Annotated in this window: 12 protein-coding genes; 6 read left to right on the top strand and 6 right to left on the bottom strand. The window is 48.8% G+C overall.

Features of this window, described 5'->3' with window-relative positions:
- Positions 1-15 precede the first annotated feature (15 nt).
- From CLV42_RS06000 to rhaM, 5 genes are all read left to right on the top strand, one after another.
- On the top strand, positions 16-1,398 hold the full coding sequence (locus CLV42_RS06000) for an FGGY-family carbohydrate kinase (RefSeq protein WP_106600991.1): 1,383 nt from the start codon (positions 16-18) through the stop codon (positions 1,396-1,398).
- Positions 1,399-1,403: 5 nt separating this feature from the next.
- Entirely contained in the window at positions 1,404-2,138 is a 735-nt protein-coding gene (locus CLV42_RS05995) for a (Fe-S)-binding protein (protein WP_106600990.1), read from the top strand.
- Positions 2,139-2,226: 88 nt separating this feature from the next.
- On the top strand, positions 2,227-3,603 hold the full coding sequence (locus CLV42_RS05990) for a lactate utilization protein B (RefSeq protein ID WP_106600989.1): 1,377 nt from the start codon (positions 2,227-2,229) through the stop codon (positions 3,601-3,603).
- Positions 3,604-3,735: 132 nt separating this feature from the next.
- Entirely contained in the window at positions 3,736-4,332 is a 597-nt protein-coding gene (locus CLV42_RS05985) for a LutC/YkgG family protein (protein WP_106600988.1), read from the top strand.
- Positions 4,333-4,347: 15 nt separating this feature from the next.
- The gene (gene rhaM / locus CLV42_RS05980; protein ID WP_106600987.1) at positions 4,348-4,659 is read left to right on the top strand and encodes an L-rhamnose mutarotase; all 312 of its coding nucleotides are present in this window, start codon (positions 4,348-4,350) and stop codon (positions 4,657-4,659) included.
- 5 nt (positions 4,660-4,664) lie between these two features.
- Here rhaM and CLV42_RS05975 read toward each other — a convergent pair whose 3' ends face one another.
- From CLV42_RS05975 to CLV42_RS05950, 6 genes are all read right to left on the bottom strand, one after another.
- Positions 4,665-7,313, bottom strand: a complete 2,649-nt coding sequence (locus CLV42_RS05975; protein ID WP_106600986.1) for a hypothetical protein — start codon at positions 7,311-7,313, stop codon at positions 4,665-4,667.
- 6 nt (positions 7,314-7,319) lie between these two features.
- On the bottom strand, positions 7,320-7,835 hold the full coding sequence (locus CLV42_RS05970; RefSeq protein WP_106600985.1) for a DUF4402 domain-containing protein: 516 nt from the start codon (positions 7,833-7,835) through the stop codon (positions 7,320-7,322).
- 7 nt (positions 7,836-7,842) lie between these two features.
- Positions 7,843-15,798 (bottom strand): T9SS type A sorting domain-containing protein, encoded by a 7,956-nt coding sequence (locus tag CLV42_RS05965; RefSeq protein WP_106600984.1) that lies wholly within the window; start codon positions 15,796-15,798, stop codon positions 7,843-7,845.
- Positions 15,799-15,857: 59 nt separating this feature from the next.
- Positions 15,858-16,685: a fimbrial biogenesis chaperone gene (locus CLV42_RS05960; protein WP_106600983.1), complete on the bottom strand. Its 828-nt coding sequence runs from the start codon at positions 16,683-16,685 to the stop codon at positions 15,858-15,860.
- Between the two features lie 90 nt (positions 16,686-16,775).
- Positions 16,776-17,291, bottom strand: a complete 516-nt coding sequence (locus tag CLV42_RS05955) for a DUF4402 domain-containing protein (protein WP_106600982.1) — start codon at positions 17,289-17,291, stop codon at positions 16,776-16,778.
- Positions 17,292-17,998: 707 nt separating this feature from the next.
- Positions 17,999-18,481: a dual specificity protein phosphatase family protein gene (locus CLV42_RS05950; RefSeq protein ID WP_106600981.1), complete on the bottom strand. Its 483-nt coding sequence runs from the start codon at positions 18,479-18,481 to the stop codon at positions 17,999-18,001.
- 33 nt (positions 18,482-18,514) lie between these two features.
- Here CLV42_RS05950 and CLV42_RS05945 point away from each other — a divergent pair, with 33 nt between their 5' ends.
- Entirely contained in the window at positions 18,515-19,501 is a 987-nt protein-coding gene (locus CLV42_RS05945) for a hypothetical protein (RefSeq protein ID WP_106600980.1), read from the top strand.
- Positions 19,502-19,528: the final 27 nt, after the last annotated feature.

Genomic DNA, 19,528 nt, shown 5'->3' with positions numbered 1-19,528 from the left:
CTAATTCTCCGGGGGATGCGCTGTATTGCAATACTCGACATTGGTAAGACAAACAAGAAGATATTCCTGATCGACGAGCACTACCGGATCGTATGGGAAAGAGGCGCCTGTTTCGATGAAACGGTTGATGAAGATGGGGATGCGTGTGAAAATATAGCACAGCTGACAAACTGGGTGAAGAACAGTCTTCGGGAGCTGCTACAGTTGCCTGACTATACTATTGTAGCGTTTAACTGCAGTACCTACGGCGCCAGCCTTGTTTACCTGGATGAACAGGGACAGGTGCTGACGCCTTTGTATAACTATCTGAAACCGTATCCGGCCGGTATGGAGGAGGCGCTTCACGAGGCCTCCGGCGGAGGGGAAAAACTATGTGCAGATACGGCTTCCCCGGCACTGGGCAGCCTGAACGCAGGCCTGCAGTTCTACCGGCTAAAACAATTGCAGCGGGCTATCTTCGACAGGGTGAAATATGCCCTGCATTTACCCCAGTATATCAGTTTCCTGGTAACAGGGCAGCCGCTGTCTGATATTACCAGCATTGGCTGTCATACGATGTTGTGGGACTTTACGAAACAGGGATACCACGACTGGGTGTTGAGAGAAGGACTGGCAGAAAAGCTGCCTCCCGTATTCCCGTGCGATCATGTGTTGCCTGCCACTATCGACGGTTATAACTGCATTGCGGGCGTTGGCCTGCATGACAGCTCCGCCGCATTGATCCCTTACCTTACGAGTTTCTCCGAACCCTTTGCGCTTATTTCCACAGGTACCTGGTGCATTACCCTTAATCCGTTTAATAGCAGTCCTTTAACGGCGCAGGAACTGGCGTCTGACTGCCTTTGCTACCTGACCTATGAAAACCGACCTGTGAAGGCCGCAAGGCTCTTTGCAGGCAATGAGCACGAGCAGCAGGTGAAAAGGCTGGCAGAATATTATCAAACACCGGTAAATTACTACCAGCAAGTAGCCTTCGACCCCGCTATATTTGCCAGGTTGCTCGCGGTATCTCCGCAACAGGAACGGCCGGTATCCGGTACAGGCTTGTTGCAGGCCTCCCGCTTTGCGGAAAGATCATTGAACGACTTTACCAGCTATGAAGTTGCCTATCACCGCTTACTGATGGACATCATGGAACAACAGCAGTTCTCTTCCTCGCTGGTAATAGACAGAACACCGGTAAAACGTATTTTTGTGGATGGTGGATTCAGCAGGAATAGCATATACATGCATCTGTTGGCAGCAGCTTTCCCGCAGATGGAGATCTACGCTGCCTCAGTAGCACAGGCTACGGCTATAGGAGCCGCCCTTGCTATTCATCGCCACTGGAATACACAGCCTTTACCGGCCGATCTTGTAGAGATGAGACATTATAGCCACGGCTCGATTTATATTTGAAAAAGATGAAAGTAGGACTCTTCATTCCCTGTTACATAGACCAGTTTTATCCGCAGGTAGGTATCGCCACGTTATCGTTGTTGGAAAAACTGGGTTGTGACGTGGTATATCCACCGGGACAAACCTGTTGCGGACAACCCATGGCAAACTCCGGCTTCGAACACCTGACCCACGGTTGCAATGAACTTTTCGTAGATCATTTTAAGGATGTAGACTATATCGTAGGACCTTCAGGTAGTTGTGTGCTGCATATCAAAGACCATCTGCATGTAGATGGGAAAGAGCAGGTCGCTACCCATATCCGTCAGCATATATACGAGCTGGCGGAATTCCTGACAGATATATTGAAGGTAGATCATCTGAAAGCAAAATTCCCACATAAAGTAGGGATACATCAGAGCTGCCATGGACAGCGTGGATTGGGCCTTGCTCAAATGAGTGAACTGGTGGCGGCTCCGTTCTCCAAACCTCAGCAGCTATTACAGATGGTGGAAGGACTGGAGCTGATAGAACTGAAGCGGACAGACGAATGCTGTGGATTCGGAGGAACCTTCTGTGTTTTTGAAGAAGCAGTGTCTGTTAAAATGGGGAAGGACCGTATTGCTGATCACGTTAATAACGGTGCGGAATATATTACCGGGAATGATGTGAGCTGTCTCATGCACCTGGAAGGTATTTTACGCAGACAGAAAAGCAATGTGAAGGTGCTGCATATTGCAGAGATACTCAATTCAATTTAAGAAAGGCTTGGCAAAACGTCGATAGGCCCCGGCTGTAGCTGGGGATGATAACCACGAACAGCTGAATACCGGTTTCAATTTGTAAGGTATGGAACATCAACATAAAGAACACTCATTGCTTGCGGAAGAATTTAACGCCAATGAGCCCCGTGTGAACTGGCATGACGAAACCCTCTGGTGGGTGCGTCAGAAGAGGGATAAAATGGCCTGGAGTATTCCGGAGTGGGAAGACCTGAGAGAAGCTGCTTCCCGCATTAAACATAACGTGTTGGGCAACCTGCACGATTACCTGCTTGCATTCGAAAAGAATGCACAGGCCAATGGTGCGGTGGTGCATTGGGCAGCTGATGCCGCTGAACATAATAAGATCGTGCTGCAACTGTTACAGGAGCAGGGCGTAAAACGCATGGTGAAGAGTAAGTCCATGCTCACAGAGGAATGCCACCTGAATCCATACCTGGCTGAACATGGCATTGAAGTGATTGATACCGACCTGGGTGAGCGTATTGTACAGTTGGCGAAAGAACCGCCAAGCCACATCGTATTGCCTTGTATCCATAAAAAGAAAGAGGAGATAGGTGAACTGTTCCATGAGCACCTGGGTACACCTGCAGGTAATGCTGATCCTAAATTCCTGACGGCCGCTGCCCGTCAGCACCTGAGAGCGGAATTTATCCAGTCAAGGGTGGCTATTACCGGCGTGAACTTCGCCGTAGCAGAAACCGGGGAGATGGTGGTTTGTACAAATGAAGGGAACGCGGATATGGGCGCTCACCTGGCAGATGTACATATTGCCTGTATGGGCATTGAGAAGATCATTCCTCAGCGGAAACACCTTGGTGTCTTCCTGCGTTTACTGGCCAGAAGTGCTACCGGTCAGCCTATTACTACCTACAGCAGCCATTTCCGTGCGCCTAAAAAAGGACAACAGTTACACATCGTGCTGGTGGATAATGGTCGTAGTCGTCAGTTAGGACGTGAGGATTTCCGCAATTCACTAAAGTGTATCCGTTGCGGGGCTTGTATGAATACTTGTCCTGTATATCGTCGTAGCGGCGGACATAGTTATCATAATGCTATTGCCGGACCGATAGGCGCTATATTGGCGCCTAACCTGGATATGAAGGAATATGCGGACCTGCCGTTCGCGTCCACCTTGTGTGGTTCCTGTTCCAATGTCTGCCCGGTGAAGATCGACATTCACCAGCAGTTGTATCAATGGCGGCAGGTAATCACGAAAGAAGGATACGCCAAGAAAACAAAAGCTGCCGGTATGCATGCGATGAACATGGTATTATCTAAGCCCGGCTTATATAAAACTGCCGGAGGTGTGGGACGTTGGGTGATGAGAACATTCCCGGCTGTTGTCAACAATGGCCTGAACCCATGGTACAAGCAACGCGAGATGCCGGAAGCTCCAAAGGAATCATTTGCAGACTGGTATAAGAAAAACAGAAAGCAATAGTTACGAGCTGTGTGTTTGTAGCGTGGGGTAATAACCCCGGATGCAAGCAACAACACCGATGTTTATAACAACAATATCAGCATTCAGCAACATGGGCAACCATGTTGTTTCAACAATATCAAAACAACGCATATGTCCCGCGAAAGCATTCTCGCCGCCATAAAAAAGAATCAACCGGAACAGCAGGCATTACCTGATCTGGACGCTTTCAGACGTACAGGTCCCGGTGATCCGGCTGCTTTCAGAAAAGTAATAGAAACACTCGGCGGACAGGTTTTCGAAATCAGTTCATATGCTGAAATACAAGCCCTCATTGCGGAACATCAGCCTGATGCACGGAAGATCATTTCCCTGCAGGAACAATACCTGCCCGGTGCAATCACCGAATGGGAAGCCGGAGATGGCGGTCGTCAGTTTGAGAATGTAGACCTGGCTATCATCCCCGGACAGTTTGGTGTAGCGGAGAACGGCGCTATCTGGATCACTGATGTTGAAATAAAGGAAAGAGTACTGCCTTTCATCACCCAGCACCTCGCCATCGTTGTGGCCTCACAGGATATTGTGCCGACTATGCATGATGCTTATGCGGAGCGCATTGCCCATCCGGGAGGTGGATTTGGTGTTTTCATTGCTGGTCCTTCCAAGACGGCAGACATCGAGCAGTCATTGGTATTAGGCGCTCATGGTGCTAAAAGCCTGACAGTTTTCCTCTATACTCCGAAGCCCTAAATTTATGTTCCCGTTATGAAGATCGCTTTTAAAATGCGCCTGAAACCAGGCAGCAAAGAAGAATACTGTAAACGCCATGATGAAATCTGGCCAGAGCTGAAACAGTTGTTGAAGGATAATGGTGTAAGTGACTATACCATCTTCCTGGATGAGGAAACGAATATCCTGTTTGCTGTTCAGCAACAGGCAGGAGAACAGTCATCTCAGGATTTAGGGAAAACACAGATTGTACAACGCTGGTGGGCCTATATGGCTGATATCATGGACACCAATGAAGATCGTTCTCCTGTAACCATACCGCTTACGAAGGTCTTCCATATGGATTAGCGTGTTCACTTTTTCTCCAGTATAAATTCAATATCATCGATCACATCTCCTTCCTTCCTGCTGCTGATGTGAAGGTTATATGCGGGTTGCAGTGTTTTTAGTTTTAGTTTCTTCAGCTGTGCCGCATCGGGTTGGATAATATAATCGCCCGGAGGAAGGCCCATATAGTTAAAATACCCGTCGGATTCTGTGAGGAGGCATTTTAGTATTGTACCATCTGATTTGTAAATGCAGATCTTAATACCGGCCTGTTCCTTCCGCAGGGTATCTTCTTTCAGATATACAACGCCCGATACTTCACCCATCACCGTAACAGGAACATCAATTCGACGCAGCTGGTTGGGTTCAATGATCACGCGGATAGCAGGCTTTCTGATCTTCCAGGAAACACTCTCAAAACCAGTTGGTTCCAGTTCGAACAGGTAGGAGGCATATGGTTCCATATCAAGGATGGCGATGCTCGTATCCCGTAGACTACGGATCATTCTTCCTTCACTATGTTTCAGTTGCAATCCGTCTACACGGGGTTCCCCTGCATCATAACGTTCATTGTTGTTGATGTCGAGGAATGGTACAAATACAACGCCTCCGGAGCCAACACTGCTGCGATTGTTGACGCTGGCATAGTCTGCCTTTCCATCATAGATGATACTGCCGCGGGCAGATTCTACGAGCGTGGTGAGATTGTTGTTCTTCCATACGGAGAAGCCGATCTGTGCAAATGAAAAGTCATACCGTAGTCCGATGCCATAGTTCGTAATGTTATTCCGGTAATTCTTCTCATATGAAATATTCAGGTAACCATTTTTGAACAGGTACTTGGCAGCCTCACAACGCACAGCCATAAAGCGGTTGCTGTTGTATTCATACTGGGCCTGCGGCGTCAGCATAATATTACCTGGTATACGGAATGTCAGCGCCAGATTGCTGTAAACGAAGGGACTTTCATCTTTTATGAAAATTGAATAAGTCGAAAGGCTGGCGCCCACTTTGTAGAGGGCGCCTGATATGAGCCATTCTGTGGTTGTATAGTAGGAGCCGGGTAATATGATCTGATCAGCTGTGAATCTTGTGAACAGGGAAAAATTCTTCGCATTGAACGGTTTAGAGATAATCGCTTTACGCTCTTCCAGCCAGTTATAGATAATCGCTTTCTGATTCCTTTTGTACCTTGTATAATTGAGTTCTGCCTGCAGATTTGTACGTGAGCGGTAACTGAGTATGCCCCTTGCCCTGACACCATATGTATACTCCCCGGAGAATAACAGGCTTGATGCAAGACGCATGGAAGCCGTCACGAATGGCAAGGTATTGGCAGACCGGATGGAAGAAAGATATTCCAGGCCTCCACCAACAGTAAGTATGCCTGAGACGCCATAGTTGACTTGTACCTTTCCCAGTTTACTATGTACGCTATCTTCAGCCACACCTGCGCTGGCGGTGTATTCAAATTCACCCGCAGGCAGGAAGTTGAAAGGAATATTGATATTCTCTTCCTGGAAACGTTCTTCCCCCCAGGGACCATAGAACCGCAGTCTGAGCTGGGTATTGCCATACACCAGGGGTACCTGGAACGTATAAAAACCCGCAGCATCCGCTACTGTATAATCCACCAGTGCATTGTTGATATAGAGTTCCACCGTCCAGCCAGGGTCTGTGAAATTGCTTAGTGTATAAGTGCCATAAGAGCGGCGATAGGTGGTGGGTGTATTGGTGACCTGTACGCCTACTATAGGCGCGAACAGCGAGGCAATCGTAGGCGTAAATATCTTTCCCATGATGATCTGCCGTAACCAGGGCCTGTCATTGTTCACGAAGCGTAAACGGTAATATTGTTGTCGCTGGTCAAAAGGGCGGACGATACTACTATCAGGATGCGTGGCCGCCAGTTGCTGCTGTGCGAAGTTGTTATAGTTCAGGGACACGGTGGCCTCTCCACCCGCCAGTGTACCGCCCATTGTAAGATTGAACCAGGTATCGTTGACGTTCTGCAGGCGCTGGGTAGATACTACTGACCAATTGGCCATTCCGAATTTAAAGAGCTGTTTACTTCTTCCAATGGTAGTATCTGCTTCCACATTTCCTTTCAGTTTGTTAAGGTTCTGATACATTGTTTGTTGCCGCATTTCCCTGATAGCGGGTAGCTCTGCCCTGGATACCAGATTCACGGACAGGCTGCGGAAGTTGAACTGGCAACTCAGATCAAATACCTTGTTGAAATAGTCTGTACGCAGGTATAAGCCTGTTTCCATCTTCACAAGATCTTCCGGCCCCAGGTTAAATACCTTGTCGCGGAAGCGTATCCTGTTATTCTTTTTGTCGATCAGGAAAACAGCATCCTGGCTGATATAGAAGCCGGAAACGGTATCCATGCTTTCAGACAGGGTGTTCCTTATCTTCAGGAAGTTAAATACATCTGTGATGGATAGATAAGCTGTCTGGTCTTTCACCACTGCGGGTATCTCTGTGCCACCCACACCCTGCAGGATGACCATGATAGAGGTCTCATCAAATTTCGGCTCTTCATCATTGTCGCCATCCTTATCTCCATCTTTTGCAAAGACAGGGTTCACGCAACAGGCCAGGAGCAAGATGCACATCGCCTTGCAGCAATGCCGGAGGAAAGGAGTGATATGTATGATAGTGCCTGTCATTAATTGTTATTCCTGGATAAAGGTGACTGAGAATAGACCACTGTAATTCCCCGCAGGATTTGCCAGCGGCACTCCCACAGTGAGCGTACCGCCTATGCGCACCAGTGTTCTGGCCGGAGAGGTGGCAGTAGTAACAAAGGGACTTCCTGTACTTGATGAACCAATGTGCAGTGACAGTGTACCGCCGTTACTGCCGGTCAGTGTTACGTCGGGGCCGTTCAGAATTTGTACCAGGGTACCTGGATTCGCATCTATTTCGAAAATTGCCGGAGAGAAAGGAAAGCCAAGGTTGGCCTGCACAATGCTGCCGGTAACAGAACGCGAGCCATCGGGAAAAACAGTTACCGTGCCCCCGGTTGCTCCCTGGAAGAATGCGCCAAAGATGAGTCCCTGTGCGGGATTCACGAACACTGATATAGGCTTTGGCGGAGGTTCCTGCGCCTTCACGGATGATGTGATGGTGAGCAGGAAGACCAGCAGGCCTGTACAAAGGAGGTAATATTTTGCTAGCACCGATCGCATGTAATGATCATTGATTGCTTATAAACACTTTCTTCGATATCCGCTCTTTGTCAGATTGGAAGGTGACGAGGTAGACTCCACTGCTGTAGCGTGAGCCCAGCAGGTAGCGTCCATTGCCTTTAAATGCTTTCCGGAATAAGATCTGACCTGCCATATTGCTGACGGCAATGGTGCATTTCTCACCGGGTACTTTATCAAACTGTCCGTACAGGTTATTGCCTGTATAGAATGCATGATAGAATGCTGTATTGCCTGGAACCACACCCTCGTCGGTTTTGAATACCAGGAAGAATCTTTTATCATAGACGCCTTTCCGTAACAGCAGGCGGTAAGGTGTAGTCTTATGCAGATCATGGGTGATATCTGCTTCCTTATCATAGAGATAAAAATGCCAGCCTGCAGGCATGCGCTCAATAAGCGGCATCGTGAAGCTGATATATCCTTCCTGTTCTGTGGTCAGTCCCAATGGAATGGTTTCCGTACTGTCTATATTCTCCGGCCAGGCGGCGATAGATTGTCGTTGACCACCTGCCAGCACATACAGGCTTGGAATTGTCGGATCTGTATTCATGAGTTTGAGCGCATCCGTTTCTATCTCGAAATCCCTGGAAGCAGTATTGCTGAAGTAGATAACAGCGGCATCTGCATGATAACCTTCGTCAGTGAACCCGGCGCTCAGGCGTAATAAGGGTTCTGTCAGAGGTCTTTCCCTATGGAAGTTGGGTGTCAGGTTATTGACCCTCGCCGTATTGTTGACGGTGAGGGAACCAGATACCGGGAAGCTGCCATTGGTGACGTGTACAAAGAAACCCTGCATGGCAGGTACAATGTTGGTAGCAATGCCATCGCTGGATACGCCATTGATGTAAGAGCTATAAGTGCCTGTATATTGATTGGTCGTACCAGCGTTGAAGTAATAGATGGCATTATCGACGTTATTGCGTGTCCATCCTCCGCTGGCATCCCAGTCGACCGGTGATGGATAAGGATTGCCTACCAGGTTAAAGCCGAGTGTATACGGCCGGTTATTGTTTGTCAGGGTAGGAGAGACGATGGTGCCGTTATTGACAACCCCTGTCATATCTATCGTTACAGGGGAAGTAGAAGTGCCCAGGTTTCCGGCATAACCTGCCATTGGCGTGAGCACTCCTGTAGTTGTGGTATACGCAGTCCATCCTGAGGAGGTGCGGTTCTCTACATATTGGTAGAAGGTCGGGAAGGTGGCGTTGAGATTGATTTCGTTCGAAAACTCATTTACTGTTGCTGACTGGAACGGAGAACTGAAATAGACATAACCAAAGCTTGTAGGCCGGTAACGCTGTACGGTCACATTGCCGGTGACACTACCACTGCCGCTACCATCGATCAACGCGGTACGTGTTGCCGTGGAAAGCAGGGTGAGGTTGCTGCCTGTGGCAAATGTGCCTGTTGTAGCTTTCAGTACGCCAGACACCTTTAATGTACCGGACAATGTTACACCGCTGGCATTATTGGTCGTGAGGTTCAGTATGGTATTGGTAGCGAAGGTATTTGCAGGGATGGTTTGCGCCGCACTACCATCCATTTCTACCGTACCATTGGTAGCCGTGAAAGTACCGCTGTTGCTGACAGTACCATAGATCTGTAATGTTCCTGCGCTTACCGTAACAGATGCTCCCGTTTGTATGGTGATATTGGCGGTAGTAGCAGTACCTGTGCCGACAGTCGGGTAATTGGTAAGGCCAGTTGGTATGATCACATTCATGGTGTTGGTAGGCAGCGCGTTGATAGACCAGTTGCCGGTCACAAACCAGTTGGTGCTTATTGTGCCGGTCCAGGTATTGTTGGACACCAGTTCACCTGCTATCAGGGCAAGGCTCATATTGGTCAGGCCAGTGGTTTGTATAGAGGTGGACAGGGGACTGGCAGTGGTAGGCGTTGCCCAGATGCTGCCATCATAACTTGCCACCTTGAAATTGGCCGTATTGGCCCCCGCATCTACATCTGCCGCGTTCCAGTTGAGCGTAACGGAAGCCGTCGTGAAGACAGTACCTGTATTGGTAAATGACCAGTAGCGGTTCACACTTTTGGCGGAACTGATCGCTGAGCTGTTGATGTTCGGATGATCGCCGGCAGTAGTGCTGGTCAGCAGATTGCCGGTTGTGGTAACGCTCGGCATAGTAACGGTAACGGGTGTATAATATTGGTTGTCGCCTACTTCAAAAGTTCTTGTCACATTACTGCCGGTAGGCAGTGCTTTCTGTAGTCTTCCGGATACCCATCCCGTGCTCTGGGAAGCGCCGGTAACAGTACCTGTTGATGGTTGAATAACGGCGAATGTAGCCCCGGTGCTTATTTTATTCAGTACAAAGTTCAACACACCACTTACGGTAATATTGGAACCAAGAGAAACAATGCCGGCGGTCTTGTTCACCGTCAGGTTATTAAAGGTCCCGGTGGAATTGATGGTTTGCGTACCCGTGCCGTTAAAATAAACGGTAGCGCCGGTGTTCGTATAGGTACCGCTGGACATGGTCCAGTTACCGCCGATAGTGTCTGTAAAACTGCCCTGTATATAGGTGCCGTTAGTCAATGTAAAGTCGTTCAGTATTTTCACTACTGCGGACGCTGTTTTGCTACCCGCGGCAGATATAATCAGGTTGCCGTATGGTGTGGCAGAAGAGACGGCCTGTGTGCTTCCTGCGTATTCAACATTACTTAAGGTGTCCAGTGCATAAGCCGTGAACGTGGGCAATGTCTGTGTGCCGCCAAGGATGAGTTTTGCATTATTCGCAATAGTCAGGGAACTGGTTGCGGAAGGTGTGATCGCAATACCTGCTGCATCAAATATACCGCTGGTAATGGTGATATCATCCACAGCAGTGATCGGCTTGCCCAGTGTAGTGGTCACACCTGCATTTTTCTGATTGGTTACCTGGGAGAGTGCGAATGAAGATGCAGAACTTGTAATGAGTGAAGGCAGGCTGCCAGTCATGATCAGTGTACCGATGGTGCCATCATAGGTGCCATTGTTGGTGAAGTTATGACTGACATTATAGTCAGATAGAGAAGCCACCGTACCCGTGATGGTCAGGTCATAGAAAGTTGTAGCCGGGTTACCGATGAGTGTTCCATCAGCTGTTGTCATGTTGAAGGTGGACGTACCTCCGTTTAATGTACCGTTACTTTCGATGTTTTTCGCTGCGGTATAGGTAAAACTACCTGCGTTGAATATTGCACTGTTTGTGATGGCAAAGTCACCATTCACGGTCCAGCTGGAGGATGGTGTAACGCCAACAGTATTACTGATGATAACGTTGTTCAGCGCAGTAGGGGTACCGGTTACGGTCATTGCAGCACTACCACCGAAGGTCACGGTACCTGTGCTGGTAAAGCCGGTGCCGGTGAGCTGGATGGTCTGTGCCGCTGTAGGTGTGAAGTTCATGCTGCCACTGCTGGTCACCGTACCATTGTTGGTAAAAGATCCGAATATAGTGTGGGTAGATATACCACCATTGAAAGTAGCGCCGCTGCTGATATTGAATGCAATAAGTACTCTCCATCCCACACTGGCGGTAACACCTCCTGTATTGTTGATGTTGAGGGTAGCATAAGTGGGGGTACTGGTCGAATTCAGCACGGGGGGGACGGTGCCGTTGAAATTAATAACACCGCTTGAATTGGAGACTACGGCATTTATGAAGCGGATGGTCTGCACTGCTGTACCGCTAAAGGTGGTAACACCGTTACTGATCAGAGAGCCATTGTTGGTAAGATCACCATTTAATGTGGCATTACCACTGCCGCCGTCGTAGGAGCCGCTGCTGGTAACGGTGAGCAGGCCATTATAAATAATATCGCTGCCACTCACGGCATAGCTGCCATATACGGTGAGTCTGTTAAAGGTAGTATTGCCGGTGATAGTTTTACTGGTTCCATTCAGTGTTACCGTACTGCTGCTGGGAGTGTACGTACCGCTGTTATTCCAGTTGCCGTAAAGATTGACGGTAAAGGTAGCGCCATCGAAGGTAGCGCCGCTGCCGATGGTGAGATCTCCGTTTACAGTACAGGTAGCAGCCAGTGTTTTTGTACTGCCGTTGCTGCAGGTAAGGTTGCCGTAAGCGACACCTGCCACTGTCTGCGCGACGGTGCCGTTGTAGTTGACGGTGCTGCTACTGCTGAGGGTATAGGTGGAAAATAGGGAAGGGAAGTTACTTGCTCCCCCCACCAGTAAGGTGGCGCTGTTAGAGATCGTCAGCGTACCGCCAGTAGAAGATCTGCTTGCGCTGAAAGTAGAGAGATCTGCTGTGCCATTGGTGATTGTAAGGTTGCCATTGACAGGACAGTTACCACTAAGTGTGGCCGTACCTGCTGTTTTGTTAACTACCAGGTTATTGAAGGTAGTAGCCGAAATGCTCTGGGCGCCGGTGCCATTCAGTGTAACTGTTCCACCAGAGGCGTTAAACGTACCGCTGTTGCTCCAGTTGCCACCAGCAGTCAGTGTGATGACATCGCTGTTTAAAATGGCGCCGGAAGATATACTGACGTTACCACTTACAGTCATGCCAGCAGTCAGTGAAAACGTTCCTGCGCTAACACTCAGGTTGCCGGCTACAGTGCCTGCACTGCTCAGGGATGCGATGCCGGCTGACTTATTTACCTGGAGATGATTATACGCCAGTCCGGCTATTGTTTGTGTACCTGTGCCATTGTAAACGACCGTGCTGCTGCCGGCTGTGAAGGTTCCACTGGTGTAAGTATAGTTGCTGCCTATATTGAGCGTGCCTGCCCCGCTTAACGTAACATTAGCGCCTCCTGATTCAATCAGGGAGCCGCCTACAGTAACGGTACCTGCGCCTGCAGTCAGATTGATAGCATGGCCGCTGGTGCCATCACTCAGTACCAGGTCGCCATTTACGGTTAGTGTCTGAGTGCCTGTAGTAATGGTATGTGTTGCATTGGCAGACCAGGAACCGCTGATATTACCCTGCGTAGTCAGGCTGCCACCTGTTGTAAGGGTCAGGGTGGCCGCCTGTGTGCTGCCGAATCGTATGGCCTTTACAGAGGCGGTATTATTGATCGTAGGCTGATTGGTAAATGCGGCGGTGGCAATTTCTACGATATCATTAACGCCAGGAGGGAGGGACGGTGTGCCCTGTACAGATGTCCAGTTGCCCGCGGTAAACCAGTCACTGCTGACAGATCCATTCCAGCGCACAACGTTGGAATTGTCCGATATGCTCCATCGTCCATTGAGGGCTACTTGTCCGCCTAATTCCACATAATTGGAAGTAGTGCTGTTGGATGTTTTTCCTGAAGCCCCCCAGGTGGTGCCACCATTGAACCACAGCCCCATGGTAGACTCATTGTTACCATTCAATTCCGCATCCTCATAATGCAGTCGTAGCGCCATAAGTCCTAAAGACGTTACGTCACTGACTGTATACACCCGGTTGATCGCACTACCCTGAGGAAAATCGGAGACCGGCGCCACCGCAACCGAAACAGTAATAGAAGTGGTTAGTGGCACCGCCACTGAAAAAGTTATTGAGTTGTTGGGACTTTCGAATGTATAGGCAACACCCAGGGAGAAAGATTGAGATCTACGGATATTGCCTAGTATAACACCATTCCCGGATCTGTCTACCGTCATTGTCAGGGTATTGCTACCGGTACTCATGGTGCCGCTGGTCATATTAATGGTGGCCACCTGTACGTCATTGTTGATGTCGACGTGTGTTGTTGTTGTTGTCTTATTCAGCGTAAGGATATTGAAGGTGGTAGCGCCGGTAATGGTGGAGGCATTGGCGCCTGTAAATGATACCGTACTGCTGCCGGCTGTGAAAGTACCATTGTTGACAAAATCATTCTGCACCTGGTGAGTGAAGGATCCTGCAGCAAAGGTAGTGCTACCGGAGAGGGTGAAATAGTTAGTGGTAATAGCACCTGCGGCCGTTTTTGTACCGCCGCCGGATAATACCAGCCTGTCATAGGTCAGGGCATTGATCGTCTGTGCGCCTGTACCATTGAAGTTAACGGTATTAGGTGGTGTGGAAGTAACATTCAGTGTACCGGCGGTGACGGTGAATGTACCGGCTATACCCAATACCGAGTTGGCCGACAATTGCAGGGATGTTCCATTCAGTGTAACATTGAAGAGATTAGCCGTTCCGTTTAAGGTACTGGTGCCCGTAAAGGTAACAGTACCGGCGGTGGCTGTAAGAGATCCGCTGACGTCAAGAGATGTATTGATCGCAGAGAAAGACACGGCTGTACTGACGGTGCCGGAGATAATCAGTGTACCGAAACTGATAGTGCCTGCGCCCGAAATGGTCTTGGATGTTCCCTGCATGTAAACGGTACCGCCGAGACCATTAAAAGTGCCGGTCACATTAAGATTGTCCGTTACTACGATGCTGGTGCTGACGCTGACACTACCGGAAACGGAAAGATTGTCAAAGGTGATGCTCGCGCCGGTAATGGTTTTGGATGTACCTGTCATTGTCAATGTACCGCCTGTCAGATGGGTGAAGGTACCTGGTCCGGAAGTGGAGAGGTTACCCGACACGCTTAACGCACTGGTAGCGGCAGCTGTGATATTGGTAGCCAGTAATCCTATGTTATTGAAATTGTGGGTACCGGTACCACTGATAGATGAACCGGGACCTCCGAAGTTAACGGTGCTGGTAGAGCCGGTGAAGGTGCCATTGTTCACCCAGTTACCATCTACCTCATGCGTAAAACTGCCACCATTGAACGTAGTAGATGCGCCGATATTCACGCCGCCGCTGATCATTATATTGGAAGCTGCCGTATAACTTACACCGGTGCCTGCTCCCACCGTACTGGTGAGGGTGCCTGCCACCGTGAAGGCAGTAGCGGGCATGGTCTTTACGACGGACCCGCTGGAGCTGGACAGGGTAAGATTGCCATACGTCTCTGACGATACCGTTTGGGCAAGACCGTTATATTCTACGGTACTTGTCAGGGAAAGGGAATGTGTGGCATAGTTGGCAGGGATGGTATTCGTTCCGCCTATTTTCATGGTAGCGCCATTCGCTACAGTGAGGGTGCCACCAGCTACTGTTGTACCCCGGTTGGCCGTAAAAGTGGACAGATCCAGTGTACCCGCCACTACGTTAATACGGCCTGCTGCACTTGTACTGGAGTTTAATGCAGCGAGGTTGCCTGCCAATGTTTTCACCAATGCCCCGCTGATCCTGAGTGTGGAATAACTAAGGTCATTACGGACAGTTTGATTGATAAGCGTTGCACTGTAATCGACCGTACTACCTGCGGTGAGTGTAATTGTACCTGATATGGTATAGTTGCCAGCAAAAGTGCTGGCATTTACGCGCAGTATACCGGTGGAGCTGACCGAAGTGGTACCGCCCCCTGATACAATCGGAGTAGTGCTTTCTGAAGGTATAAAAGTGCCGGTTACGGTAAAGATACCTGCTACGGAAAAGTTGGTGTTCTGGGTCACTGTGGCGCCGGAAGAGATAGTGATGCGTCTGAAAGCGGTGGCAGCAGTACCTCCGATTGTCTGGGTGGTACCCCCCATGATGACTTTCGAGTTATTGCTGGTAAACGTATAAGTGCCGTTATTCACCCAGTCGCCTTTTACTGTAACAGTAACGCCCTTGTGTGAAATCGTGCAGCCGCTGTTGATGGTGAGCGTACCGGATACCGTCAGGCCTTTTGAAATGGTCAATACGGGGTTCTTGGCGCTTGTTACCAGCGTCAGGGAATTACAGCTGGCGGTGGCGCTGATGGTGGGTTGAAAGGCGCCTGTGAAAGACGCATCCCCGATCACCGCATTAACTGTAGCTGTTGGAATACCTGCGGTCCAGTTAGCCGCATTATTCCATGCCGTGCTGACAGCTCCCGTCCAGCTTGTCTGTGCCCACAGGGAAACAGGCAGGCCTGACAATAAGATAAGGAGTGTAAAACAAACACGTATAAATTGTCTATCGATATTCATGGTTTGAATATTATCTGACGGCATATGCTATTGTATGCCGGATAAACACCCGCGACTGATCAATGTAGTTGCAGTTCTGTTTCAGCTAATGGATCGGACACTGTTCCTTTTGATTGCGCAGTATATGTGATCCTTAGTTTGCCGTGGTGATAGTTAATGCCAGGTTTCTTTTCGAGTTCCATATCGAATTGCCTGTATGGATTCGGCGTATAAACGGCGAGTCCTCTTACAGTAGCTACAGTAGTTACTTTTCCTTTTTCAGAAACATAATCAATGTTGATATCGCCATATGATGAATGATTACCTGTGCGGCGCAATATCATCTTCAGACGGGGCGGCGCATTTTCTTTTGTTTCAAGTGAAATATCTGTCAGGCTTACATTTAACGCCGGTGGGCCTACCCTGATGATCACAGGAATGCTGATACCAAAGACAGCTATCAGCTTTACAGAGATCGTCGAGGTGTCCTTGTTACGGGGCACTTCTCCCTGGGTATTGACATCGGGTACGGCCCTGAAATAAATATGTGAGCGGTATTCTCCGTCCTGTAGCTGTCCTGTTTTTGTGAGCTGTACTTTCACCAGCTGTGCCTCGCCGGGAGCAAGGGTCACGTTTCTGGGAAAGAGACGGAGGAATTTGCTTGCAAACAATTGTCCGGAATCCGGTTCACTGATCCTTTCGAAAGTGCCATTGCTGTTCATGCGGATTTCGATAAGGGAGATCAGGTACCGGGCTGTATCAATGCCGGTATTAGCCAGATTGAGTTCCTGTACTTTCTTTTGTCCCTCGAAAACAACCCTCATGGGTGTGATCAGGAGATTGCCCTGTGCGGTTGATAGGAGGGGCGATAAAATGGTAACAAATATCAGATAATAGATATGGCGCATAAACAGCGTTAATAGTCAGGCCAATAAACACCCACCCGGCCGTGTACAGCACACTTACCGGGAGGGCCTTCTGGAAGATGAGCGCTAAGATCAGTTATAATTAACCGTTACGTCAAAGGGAGTGCCTGATACGTAGGTACCGGCAGGTTGTCCTGCACTTACATTCAGTGTAGCACCAATATTCAGTACTTCTGAGCCTCCTGTGAGGGTACCACTGGTGCCGGAAGGGCTGCTGGTGAAGGTGGTCACTGTCATGGTGTTGGAACCACTGGTAATGGTCAATGCGGTAGACGGCAGTGTAATGTTGTACGTATAACCGGAAGTACCGCTTACTGTAAACTTTGCGGCAGCTACTGTTCCCGCTGTATTAGGCAATGTTACGCCGCCGGTAGCTGAGCGAACGCCGGCAGGTGTCAGCACCACTGTTCCCGCAGTGGTAGATTGCACGGCCACATTCCCGAAGTTCATGTCAATGTTTTTCACGATACTGATGGGGGTCACGATGGTGGCAGTAGCTGTAGCGGAAGCCGTTTCCTGCGCCCTTGTGGTAGTTGCCAGGCATGTCAATGTCAATGAGGCAACAAAAAAAATGAATGTTCTTTTCATATTGTTTTTTTTAGATTGTCAGGGTAAAAGAGTTACAGACCGGGGAATGCACCGGAGATCAGGTCAGGTTGGAAAATGTGTCTGTGCGTGGTGTGCACAGTATACTTATTGCATTCTTCTTAAAAGGTATATTTCATTCCGTTAACGGGCTCCATCATGTTCTGCTTCTTGTTGTTTATTTCATAAGAGAACGGTCTCCCGGATTGTTTCTTTAGGGATAAATAGGTACATTTTTTCGGGTAAGCTGATTATGCTGTTGATGACAGCAATAACCCCATCCATGTACGCTTTATCATTAATGTTGAATCGTTATTTGTGGGAACCGTATTATGGAATTAAATATTCATATGCGGAGAATATGTTAAAGCGCGCTCCATACGGCTATAGTACTGCAAGCCTGGTTGTCAGAAATGCTGCTATAGCACCCGGCGTAACTTCTGCCCGGCAATAAATATTTAGACATACCTTCACTGTGCATGATATTGATTCATGGACATGGTAAATAAATTATGGGTTGAAAACACTCGAACAATAAGAATCAGTTTCTACATAGCAACAATTTGGTTATTGAGTGATAAAGGTGTATTCCGTACTAACGTTAATTATTGTAGCAAATCCAAAAAGAAATATTGTGGTTAATTGGGGATCGTAAATAGCTATTTGATAGCGAAGGTAATATATTTTGATAATCTGAAGAAAAATAGAACTTAAAAAGTCAGCAGTTTTTCCCAGTTTCTGTCCAGGTATGCTGCAATGCCCTTTCCCGGGTTATAGGGGGCATAAATGCGCTTGAAATCGGTTCCGGCTATACTGTAGGACTGATTCCCTATATAACCCCTGCGCGCCATGTATAATAATGCAATCGAAGGCGAACGTGACCAGCCCTGGTTACAATGTACCAGTACCTGCCTGTCAGTTATATTTCTTTCAATAAAGGTCATGGCCTCCCGCATAATAGGGTCAGTAAAATGCGGCGCCAGTTCATTGTCCATATCCACCATATTCAGGTACAGGTGATTGTTCGCTTCCTGTACCAGGTAGTGGGGATGGTCAGAGGGTAAATTTCCTTTATAGCCGAGGGCGTTCCTGTGACAGGGTTCTTTGCATGCGTGGATAACTGCCAGATCCGGTGTTTGCGATATACAATCCGCCGTGTTACCAACAAAGAGATTAGCATGAATCCGGATCATGTTTTTTTCGTAAATTAATGTATAACAATTCAAATGGCAAGACAAAAAGGGATCCTCCCATTGTCCGGGAAATTGGGAGATAAGATCTATTACTTCCGGAGAGATAAGAACGGCAAGGTAAATTACTTCGTCCGACAGGCCCCTGACGAAGTAAAACAAACCGTGGCCACTAAAAGGGCTGCGTCAGATTTTGGTACAGCCAGCCGCTGTGCGAAAGTGATGCGTCATGCATTAAAGGAGTATACGCAGTCGTACGATAGTGGTGCACTGATCAACAGTCTGAATAAAGTAATGGGCGCAGTGGTACGCGCCGACAACAGCCATCAGCCCGGAAATCGCCGGATCCTGGCGCAGCATATGCATTTGCTGGAAGGCTTTAGCTTCAATCATGCAACAAATATTGAGAGGCTGCTGGGCGCAATGCCGGTTATAGCAAGGGAAGATAATTGCGTTACTGTTTCCTTACCTGAAATCATCTTCAGTAGGCGTAGAGCCTTCAACGGCATTACGCATCTGAGCATAAGGGCTATTGCCTTATCCGTTGATTTTACCAGGCATCGCTGTCAGCAGATGGCCAGTGAAGCGGTCATCATTCCCCGTGATGAAAGACGTGGATTAAGCTTTACATTAAATACCGGCAGTGGGGATATTACCTGTATCCTGTTGCAGGTGCAGGCGTATTATGAAGTAAATGGTGCGTTGCATTTGTCCCGGAACAGTGAATGTACTGCTTTGGACATTGTCAGTGTGGCGTTGCCGGTGAGGCCTGTTAAAAAGAAAAAGCGCGAAAAGAAATTATATAACAACCTGTCTGCTTTCTGGAGCATTCCTGTGGTGCAGATTGTTCCCCAACGCAGAAGGGGGCATCTGGCGATAGCTGACCTGCCCCCGGGGTTGCGAACCCCGCGCATTGCGGTTCCCGGGGTTGAAACCCCGCGCATTGCGGCCCCCGGGGTTGAAACCCCGCGCATTGCGGTCCCCGGGGTTGAAACCCCGCGCTACAAACAAGGGGACTCCTAGCGGAGTCCTATTGTCGCGAGTGATTAC

It is taken from the genome of Chitinophaga ginsengisoli, assembly GCF_003014595.1.
Taxonomy (GTDB): domain Bacteria; phylum Bacteroidota; class Bacteroidia; order Chitinophagales; family Chitinophagaceae; genus Chitinophaga; species Chitinophaga ginsengisoli.
Note: the sequence above shows the minus strand (reverse complement) of the source record. Positions and strands in the feature narration are given on the sequence as shown.

Excerpts from the sequence above, each read along its gene's own strand:
- CLV42_RS05950 (WP_106600981.1), bottom strand. The coding sequence starts at position 18,481 with ATGATCCGGATTCATGCTAATCTCTTTGTTGGTAACACGGCGGATTGT.
- rhaM (WP_106600987.1), top strand. The coding sequence starts at position 4,348 with ATGAAGATCGCTTTTAAAATGCGCCTGAAACCAGGCAGCAAAGAAGAA.
- CLV42_RS05960 (WP_106600983.1), bottom strand. The coding sequence starts at position 16,685 with ATGCGCCATATCTATTATCTGATATTTGTTACCATTTTATCGCCCCTC.
- CLV42_RS05985 (WP_106600988.1), top strand. The coding sequence starts at position 3,736 with ATGTCCCGCGAAAGCATTCTCGCCGCCATAAAAAAGAATCAACCGGAA.
- CLV42_RS05965 (WP_106600984.1), bottom strand. The coding sequence starts at position 15,798 with ATGAATATCGATAGACAATTTATACGTGTTTGTTTTACACTCCTTATC.
- CLV42_RS06000 (WP_106600991.1), top strand. The coding sequence starts at position 16 with ATGCGCTGTATTGCAATACTCGACATTGGTAAGACAAACAAGAAGATA.
- CLV42_RS05970 (WP_106600985.1), bottom strand. The coding sequence starts at position 7,835 with ATGCGATCGGTGCTAGCAAAATATTACCTCCTTTGTACAGGCCTGCTG.
- CLV42_RS05975 (WP_106600986.1), bottom strand. The coding sequence starts at position 7,313 with ATGACAGGCACTATCATACATATCACTCCTTTCCTCCGGCATTGCTGC.
- CLV42_RS05995 (WP_106600990.1), top strand. The coding sequence starts at position 1,404 with ATGAAAGTAGGACTCTTCATTCCCTGTTACATAGACCAGTTTTATCCG.
- CLV42_RS05945 (WP_106600980.1), top strand. The coding sequence starts at position 18,515 with ATGGCAAGACAAAAAGGGATCCTCCCATTGTCCGGGAAATTGGGAGAT.
- CLV42_RS05955 (WP_106600982.1), bottom strand. The coding sequence starts at position 17,291 with ATGAAAAGAACATTCATTTTTTTTGTTGCCTCATTGACATTGACATGC.
- CLV42_RS05990 (WP_106600989.1), top strand. The coding sequence starts at position 2,227 with ATGGAACATCAACATAAAGAACACTCATTGCTTGCGGAAGAATTTAAC.